This is a genomic window from Variovorax sp. P4_D9 (assembly GCF_056401695.1).
The window spans coordinates 1-8,443 of record NZ_JBFUIU010000384.1; the positions used below are offsets into that span (position 1 = coordinate 1).

Below are 8,443 nucleotides of genomic sequence, written 5' to 3' on the forward strand. Positions count from 1 at the left end.
TTGCAACGGAGATACCCAATGAGCCAGCGATTCAAGAACCAGACCGTGATCGTGACCGGCGGCGGCGGCGGCATCGGCGGGGCCACCTGCCGCCGCTTCGGCGGCGAGGGCGCTTCGGTCGCCGTCTTTGACCTGAACCTCGATGCGGCCGAGAAGGTCGCCGCCAGTATCCAGGCCGAAGGCGGCCGCGCGCAGGCCTTCCGCTGCGACATCACCAACCGCGCCAGCGTCGATGCCGCGGTAGCCGAAACCGAGAAGTCGCTGGGCCCAATCGCCGTGCTGGTGAACAACGCCGGCTGGGACGTTTTCAAGCCGTTCACGAAGACCGAACCTGCGCAGTGGGACAAGCTCATCGCGATCAACCTGACCGGCGCGCTGCACATGCATCACGCCGTGCTCCCGGGCATGGCCAGCCGCAAGAAGGGGCGCATCGTCAACATCGCCTCTGATGCAGCGCGCGTCGGCTCCTCGGGCGAAGCGGTGTACGCGGCCTGCAAGGGTGGCTTGGTGTCGTTTTCCAAGACCATCGCCCGCGAACACGCCCGCCACGGCATCACCGTCAACCTCGTCTGCCCAGGGCCGACCGACACCGCGCTCTTCGCCGACTACAAGGAAGGCGCCGGCAACCCCGAAAAGCTGATGGAAGCGTTCACGCGCTCCATTCCGCTCGGTCGCATCGGCCAGCCCGACGACCTGCCCGGCGCGATCCTTTTCTTCGCCAGCGAGGACGCCGCCTTCGTTACCGGCCAGGTGCTCAGCGTCTCGGGCGGCCTGACGATGAACGGCTGAGGCCGTTCATTCCAACTTCATCGACTGAAGCCGCTCAACCTCATTCATCTGAAAGACCATCATGGAATTCGAAGACATCCTGTACGAGAACCGCAACGGCGTCGCCTGGATCACGATCAACCGGCCCGAGAAGATGAACTCGTTTCGCGGCCAGACCTGCGACGAGATCATCCGCGCGCTCAACCGGGCCGGCTACGACCGCGAGGTCGGTGCCATCGTGCTCGCCGGCGCGGGCGAGAAGGCCTTCTGCACCGGTGGCGACCAGTCGGCCCACAACGGCAACTACGACGGCCGCGGCACCATCGGCCTGCCGATGGAAGAGTTGCACACCGCCATCCGCGACGTGCCCAAGCCGGTGATCGCACGCGTGCAGGGCTTCGCGATCGGCGGCGGCAACGTGCTGTGCACCATCTGCGACCTGACCATCTGCTCCGAGAAGGCGATCTTCGGACAGGTCGGCCCGAAGATGGGCTCGGTCGATCCGGGCTACGGCACCGCCTTCCTCGCGCGCGTCGTCGGCGAGAAGAAGGCCCGCGAGATCTGGTACCTCAACAAGCGTTACTCGGGCCAGGAGGCCGTGGCCATGGGCCTCGCCAACATTTGCGTGCCGCCTGAGAAGTTGGATGAGACCGTGCAGGAGTGGGCCGAGACCATCTGCGAGCGCAGTCCGACCGCGATCGCCATCGCCAAGCGCAGCTTCAACGCCGACACCGCGCACCAGAGTGGCATCGCCGGCATGGGCATGTACGCGCTCAAGCTGTACTACGACACCGAGGAGTCGCGCGAAGGCGTGAACGCGCTGAAGGACAAGCGCAAGCCCGACTTCCGCAAGTACGCCAAGTGACCGCGCGCCCCCACGACAACGACCAGGAGACAGCCATGACTTCGACATCCACTTCCCGCTTCAAGCAGCGCCGTTTGCTTGCAGCCTGTGCAGCAGTGCTTCTGGCCGGAGCGAGCCTGCCCACGGCGAGCCAGCCGACGGCCTGGCCCACCAAGCCCATCCGGCTGGTGGTCGGGTTCGCCCCCGGCGGTGGCACCGACGTCATGGCCCGCGCCCTGGCGCAGGCGCTCACCGAGTCGTTGGGTCAACCGGTCATCGTCGACAACAAGCCCGGGGCCAGCGGCAATCTAAGCGTCAGCGAAGTGGCCCGAGCCTCCGCGGACGGCTACACCATCCTGGTTGCGCCCACCTCGGTCGAGACGGCCAACCCCTACCTGTTCAAGTCCAATGTGCTGCCCTCGCGCGACCTGACGCCGGTGATGGGCATCGGCCGCATGCAGATGTACGTGGTGGCCAGGCCCACGATCGAGGCCAAGAACATCAAGGACCTCGTCGCGCTCGCCAGGTCCCAGCCTGGCAAGCTGAACTACGCCTCGTCAGGCACCGCCACACCGCCTCACCTGGCCGGTGAACTGTTCAAGCAGAGCACGGGCGCTTTCATCACGCACGTGCCCTACCGCGGATCCGCGCCCGCCCTGCAGGACGTGATGGCCGGGCAAGCCGACTTCGCCTTCGACCCGGGCATCGCCTTTCCACACATCAAGGCCGGCAAGGTCAAGCTGTTGGGCGTGGCTAGCGACCGCAAGTCACCCTTCTTCCCCGACGCGCCCACATACGCCGACCTCGGCATCAAGAACGCCAGCCTGGACATCTGGTTCGGCGTCTGGGCGCCGAACAACCTGCCCGCCGACATCACCGAGCGCCTGTCCCGCGAACTGACCAAGGCCTTGGCGGCGCCGGCGCTCAAGGAGCGCTTCAACAGCCTCGGCGCCGAGCCAGTGCCGCTGACGCAACCCGAGTTCCGCAAGCTGCTGGCCGAGGAGGACAAGACGCTGTCGGCCCTCATCAAGGACCGCAAGATCGTCCTCGAGTGACCGAGCAGCACATCGACGCAAAGTGAGCACAACCATGGCCCTCGACAACGAATCGTTTGTCATCCTGCTGTCCACCGTGCAGCGCTTCGTGCGCGAGCGGCTGGTGCCCGCCGAGAACCACCTGGAGGAGCACGACGAAGTCCCGCCGGAACTGGTCGACGCCATGAAGGAATTGGGCCTGTTCGGCCTCACCGTGCCGGAGGAGTTCGGCGGGATCGGCCTGTCGGTCAGCCAGGAGGTGCAGGTCAACTTCGAGCTGGGCCGCACCGCGCCAGCCTTCCGCTCGGTGTTCGGCACCAACATCGGCATCGGCTCGCAGGGCATCCTGATGGACGGCACGCCCGACCAGAAGGCGGACTACCTGCCGCGCGTTGCCAGTGGCGAATTGGTCATGTCGTTCGCGCTCACCGAGCCCGATGCCGGCTCAGACGCCGCCTCGCTGAAGACCAAGGCCGATCTCGACGGCGACCACTACGTGCTCAACGGCACCAAGCGCTTCATCACCAACGCACCGCGCGCCGGCGCCTTCACGCTGATGGCGCGCACCGGGGGCCCGGGCGGCTCCGGCGTCTCGGCCTTCATCGTCCCCGCCGACCTGCCCGGCATCAAGCTCGGCAAGAAGGACAAGAAGATGGGCCAGCGCGGCACGATGACCTGCGACGTCATCCTCGAAAACGTGCGCGTTCCGGCGGCCAACATCATCGGCGGCGTCCCTGGCCAAGGCTTCAAGACCGCGATGAAGGTGCTCGACCGCGGGCGCTTGAATATCTCGGCGGTGGCCTGTGGCATCGCGCAGCGCGTGCTCGACGAATCGGCCCGCTACGCACGCGAACGCAAGCAGTTCGGCAAGCGTCTGGGCGAGTTCCAGCTCATCCAGGCCATGTTGGCCGACAGTCAGGCCGAGCTGCTCGCCGGCTGGGCCCTGGTGCGTGAGGTGGCCGAGCGCTTCGACCGCAAACCACCGCATGTATCGGACCCCGACGTCTCGATGCGCGTGTCGTGCGCCAAGCTGTTCTGCACCGAAATGGCTGGCCGCGTGGCYGACCGCGGCGTGCAGGTCCACGGCGGCGCCGGTTACATCAACGAGTACCCGGTGGAGCGCTTCTACCGCGACGTCCGGCTTCTCCGCCTCTACGAAGGCACCACGCAAATTCAGCAAATCATCGTCGGCCGCGAGCTGATGAACCAGGACTAGGAGACCGACATGGCCAAGACTTCCGCGCATCCCACCTTTGCCTGGGACGACCCGCTCGCGCTCGACGGGCAACTCACGCACGACGAACGCGCGATCCGCGATGCGGTGTACGCCTACTGCCAGGAGCGGCTGCTGCCGCGCGTGCAGGACGCGTTCCGCCAGGAGAAGACGGATCCCGCGATCTTTCGCGAGATGGGCGAGCTCGGCCTGCTCGGGCCGACGATTCCCGAGGCTTATGGCGGCACCGGGCTGAACTACGTCGCCTACGGACTGATCGCGCGCGAAGTCGAGCGCGTGGACTCGGGCTACCGCTCTATGATGAGCGTGCAGTCCTCGCTGGTGATGGTCCCGATCAACGAATTCGGCAACGAGGCCACGAAGCAGAAGTACTTGCCCAAACTCGCCTCGGGCGAATGGATCGGCTGCTTCGGGCTGACCGAACCGAATCACGGCTCGGACCCCGGCAGCATGATCACTCGGGCAAAGAAGGTGCCGGGCGGCTACAGCCTCAGCGGCAGCAAGATGTGGATCAGCAACAGCCCGATCGCCGATGTGTTCGTCGTCTGGGCCAAGGACGACGAAGGCGCGATCCGCGGCTTCGTTCTCGACAAGGACGCCAAGGGCCTGTCGGCACCGGCCATCCACGGCAAGGTCGGGCTGCGCGCCAGCATCACCGGCGAGATCGTGATGGACGAGGTGTTCTGCCCCGAGGAGAACGCCTTCCCTGAAGTGCGCGGTCTGAAGGGCCCGTTCACCTGCCTGAACAGCGCGCGCTTCGGCATTGCCTGGGGTGCCCTGGGTGCGGCCGAAGACTGCTACCTGCGTGCGCGCCAGTATGTTCTGGACCGCAAGCAGTTCGGCCGTCCGCTCGCGGCGAACCAGCTGATCCAGAAGAAGCTCGCCGACATGCTGACCGAGATCTCGCTCGGCCTGCAGGGCTGCCTGCGTCTGGGCCGCATGAAGGACGAGGGCACCGCCGCCGTGGAGATTACCTCGATCATGAAGCGCAACAGCTGCGGCAAGGCGCTGGACATCGCCCGCGTCGCACGCGACATGCTCGGCGGCAACGGCATCAGCGACGAGTTTGGGGTGGCGCGCCACCTGGTCAACCTCGAGGTGGTCAACACCTACGAGGGCACCCACGATGTGCATGCGCTGATCCTCGGCCGTGCGATCACCGGCATCGCCGCGTTCAACTGAAGGCGCGGCCACCACCTCGCTTCTTCCCTTTTGATGGGACTGCACATCATGCAAATCGATCTTTCCACTTCCCCCGGCGTTGTCTGGCGCCCCGACACGGCGATGGTCGAAGAGGCCAACCTGACCCGCTTCATGCGTGCGCTGGGCGTCGACAGCTTCGAGGCGCTCAACGAGCGCGCGAGCCTGGACCCGAGCTGGTTTCACGACGAGCTGATCCGCTTCCTCGACTACCGATTTGAACGTCCATACGAACGGGTGCTGGACGTGACCGAGGGGCCGCCCTTCGCGCACTGGTGCGTGGGCGGCGTGACGAACGTGGTGCTCAACTGCCTCGACCGGCGGCGCGGCACCGAGTGCTACGGACAGCCGGCGCTGGTGTGGGAAGGCGAAGACGGTGCAGTGAGCACCTGGACCTTCGCCGATCTGGACCGCGAGACCTGCCGCCTCGCGTGGGGCCTGCGCAGCCTCGGTATCGGTCGCGGTGACGTCGTCGGCATGTACCTGCCCAACCTGCCGCATGCTGCCGCCGCGATGCTGGCCGTGGCAAAGATCGGCGCCATCGTGCTGCCGATGTTCTCTGGCTTCGGTGCGGACGCAATCACACAACGCCTGAACGATGGCCGGGCGGTGGCCGTCATCACCGTCGACGRATCCGCGCGTCGTGGCAAGCCGGTCGGTGCGAAGAGCGTTGTCGATGTCGCGCTGGCGCACTGCCCGGGGGTGCGTCACGTCGTGGTCCTGCGCCATCTCGCGGCTCCGCACGACTGGACGCAGGGGCGCGATCACTGGTGGAACGAACTCACCGCAGGCGCGCCCGAGGGCGTGGYGGACGTGCCGACGGAAGCCATGCCGGCCGACGATCCCTTCCTGCTGATGTTCACCTCGGGCACCAGCGGCAAGCCCAAAGGCGTCGTGCATTCGCACTGCGGCTTTCCGATCAAGACGGCGCTGGACCTTTCGATCTGCATGGACCTCAAGGCCGGGGACCGCTTCCTCTGGATGTCGGACATGGGCTGGCTCGTCGGTCCGATGCTCGTGTTCGGCGGCCTGCTCGTCGGCGCCACGGTCGTGCTGGCCGAAGGCGCGCCCAACTATCCGCAACCCGACCGCCTCTGGCGGCTGGTCGAACGCCATCGCGTCACCTACCTGGGCCTGGCGCCGACGATCGCGCGCCTGTCGATGTCGCTGCCCGACGCCGCCCTCGCCGAGCGCGACCTCAGCTCGCTGCGCGTGATGATTTCCACCGGCGAACCCTGGACGCCTGAAGCCTGGCACTGGACCTTCGAACGCGTAGGACAGCGTCGCGTGCCCCTGCTCAACTTCTCGGGCGGCACGGAGATGGGCGGCATCCTGACCGGCACCGTGATCCATCCTCTCAAGCCCTGTGCCTTTGCGGGTGCCGTGCCTGGCACCGGCGCCGACGTGGTCGACGCCAGCAATGGCGCTTCCGTCGGCGTGGGAGTCACCGGCGAACTGGTGATGCGCACGCCGACCATCGGCCTCACGCGCGGGCTGTGGCACGACCGCGAGCGCTACCTGGAAAGCTATTGGTCGCGCCTGCCGGACCTGTGGGTGCACGGCGACTTCGCCAGTCGTGACGCCGATGGCATGTGGTACGTGCACGGGCGCTCCGACGACACGCTCAAGATCGCCGGCAAACGCACCGGGCCCGCGGAAATCGAGGCACTGCTGATGGGCACGGGGCTGCTGGAGGACGCGGTCACCATCGGTGTGCCCGACCCCATCAAGGGCACGGCGGTGGTCTGCCTGTGCGTCGCACGCCACGATACCGACCGCGACACGGCGGTCAAGGTCCTGTCGTCCGCGGTGACGGCGGGCCTGGGCGGCGCCTTCAAGCCAGCCGACGTGGTGTTCGTTCCCGACCTGCCGCGCACCCGCAACATGAAGCTCATGCGGCGTGTCGTTCGTTCGGCCTGGCTCGGCGAGGACGCGGGGGACCTGAGCACCCTGGTCAACCCGGAAGCCGTGCAGGCAATCCGCGCTGCGCGGCGCTGACGGTCATTGCACGCACCGAGAGTCAACATGAAGCCCCAGGACATCCTCCAGAAGTTCGGACCGCGAGAGTCGATGAACTACGACGTGGTCGTCGTCGGCGGCGGGCCCGCTGGGCTGGCCACCGCCATCCGCGTGAAGCAGCTGAAACCCGATGCGTCAGTGGTCGTGCTCGAGAAAGGCTCCGAACCGGGCGCGCACATCCTCTCCGGCGCGGTGATGGACCCGCGCGCGATCACCGAGTTGCTGCCGGACTGGAAGCAGCTCGGGGCGCCGCTGCACCAGCCGGTGACGGGCGACGACGTGCTGTTCCTCTCCGAAACCGGCAACCGCCGTGTGCCGGACTGGCTGGTGCCGCGCAACCTCCACAACGACGGCTGCTACGTGGTGCAGCTCGGCCACGTCGTGAAGTGACTGGCGCAACACGCCGAGAGCCTGGGCGTGGAGATCTTCCCCGGCTTTCCCGCAGCAGAAGTGCTGTTCGACGCGCAAGGTGGCGTGAGGGGCGTGGCCACGGGGCACCAGGGGCTGGGCAAGGACGACGAGCCGACCGACAGCTTCCAGCTGGGCATGGAACTGCTCGGCCGCTATACCGTCTTCGCCGAAGGCGCGCGCGGCCACCTCGGCCGCCAGTTGATCGAGCGCTTCAAGCTGGCCGAGGGCAAGGATCCACAGAGCTTTGCCCTCGGTCTCAAAGAGCTGTGGGAGATCAACCCGGGTAGAGCCAAGCCCGGTCTGGTCGTCCATACTGCCGGCTGGCCCATGACCGACGAGAGCTTCGGCGGTGGCTTCCTTTACCACCTGTCGGACAACAAGGTCACGCTCGGCCTTGTGGTCGGCCTGGACTACAAGAACCCGTGGATGAGCCCCTTCGAGGAGTTCCAGCGCTGGAAGACGCACCCCGCGGTCCGCGCCCACCTCCATGGCGGCAAACGCATCGGTTACGGGGCACGCGCCATCAACAACGGCACGCCGCAGGCCTTTCCCAAGCTCGTGTTCCCGGGCGGCGCCCTGGTGGGTTGTGATGCCGGCTTCCTCAATGCGGCGCGCATCAAGGGCAGCCATGCCGCGATCAAGAGCGGCATGCTGTGCGCCGAAGCCATCGCGGGCGCGCTGACGGCCGGCCGGTCGCACGACGAGTTGAGCGCCTTTCCCGAAGCCTTCGAGCAAAGCTGGTTAAAGCAGGAGCTCGACCAGCATCGCAACTTCAAGCTCTGGTTCAAGAAGGGCCCGCGCATCGGCCAAGTGATGACCGGTGTCGAGCAATGGCTGCTGCCCAAGGTGGGCATCACAAATCCGCCCTGGACGCTGCACAACACCCGGCCCGACCATGTGTCGATGCTGCCGGCCGAGCGCTGCATGCAGATC

General features: G+C 66.7%; 6 protein-coding genes and 1 pseudogene. All 7 read left to right on the forward strand.

From position 1 onward, the window contains the following. The first annotated feature begins 18 nt into the window (after nt 1-18). Nucleotides 19-789: a 2-hydroxycyclohexanecarboxyl-CoA dehydrogenase gene (gene badH / locus AC1DY5_RS31925; RefSeq protein ID WP_478117990.1), complete on the forward strand. Its 771-nt coding sequence runs from the start codon at nt 19-21 to the stop codon at nt 787-789. Nucleotides 790-850: 61 nt separating this feature from the next. Beyond that, nucleotides 851-1,633: a 2-ketocyclohexanecarboxyl-CoA hydrolase gene (badI, locus tag AC1DY5_RS31930; protein ID WP_478117992.1), complete on the forward strand. Its 783-nt coding sequence runs from the start codon at nt 851-853 to the stop codon at nt 1,631-1,633. Nucleotides 1,634-1,668: 35 nt separating this feature from the next. Continuing rightward, the gene (locus AC1DY5_RS31935) at nt 1,669-2,667 is read left to right on the forward strand and encodes a Bug family tripartite tricarboxylate transporter substrate binding protein (RefSeq protein WP_478117994.1); all 999 of its coding nucleotides are present in this window, start codon (nt 1,669-1,671) and stop codon (nt 2,665-2,667) included. Nucleotides 2,668-2,701: 34 nt separating this feature from the next. Continuing rightward, entirely contained in the window at nt 2,702-3,862 is a 1,161-nt protein-coding gene (locus AC1DY5_RS31940) for an acyl-CoA dehydrogenase family protein (RefSeq protein ID WP_478117996.1), read from the forward strand. Between the two features lie 9 nt (nt 3,863-3,871). Continuing rightward, nucleotides 3,872-5,062, forward strand: coding sequence for an acyl-CoA dehydrogenase (locus AC1DY5_RS31945; RefSeq protein ID WP_478117998.1), 1,191 nt, complete (start codon nt 3,872-3,874; stop codon nt 5,060-5,062). Between the two features lie 48 nt (nt 5,063-5,110). Next, nucleotides 5,111-7,078: an AMP-binding protein gene (locus AC1DY5_RS31950; protein ID WP_478118000.1), complete on the forward strand. Its 1,968-nt coding sequence runs from the start codon at nt 5,111-5,113 to the stop codon at nt 7,076-7,078. A gap of 27 nt (nt 7,079-7,105) precedes the next feature. Further along, nucleotides 7,106-8,443: pseudogene (locus AC1DY5_RS31955) on the forward strand (NAD(P)/FAD-dependent oxidoreductase); the annotation flags it as partial.

What these genes read in the sequence shown, in the direction of transcription:
- badH (WP_478117990.1), top strand. Translation starts at nt 19, where the DNA reads ATGAGCCAGCGATTCAAGAACCAGACCGTGATCGTGACCGGCGGCGGC.
- badI (WP_478117992.1), top strand. Translation starts at nt 851, where the DNA reads ATGGAATTCGAAGACATCCTGTACGAGAACCGCAACGGCGTCGCCTGG.
- AC1DY5_RS31935 (WP_478117994.1), top strand. Translation starts at nt 1,669, where the DNA reads ATGACTTCGACATCCACTTCCCGCTTCAAGCAGCGCCGTTTGCTTGCA.
- AC1DY5_RS31945 (WP_478117998.1), top strand. Translation starts at nt 3,872, where the DNA reads ATGGCCAAGACTTCCGCGCATCCCACCTTTGCCTGGGACGACCCGCTC.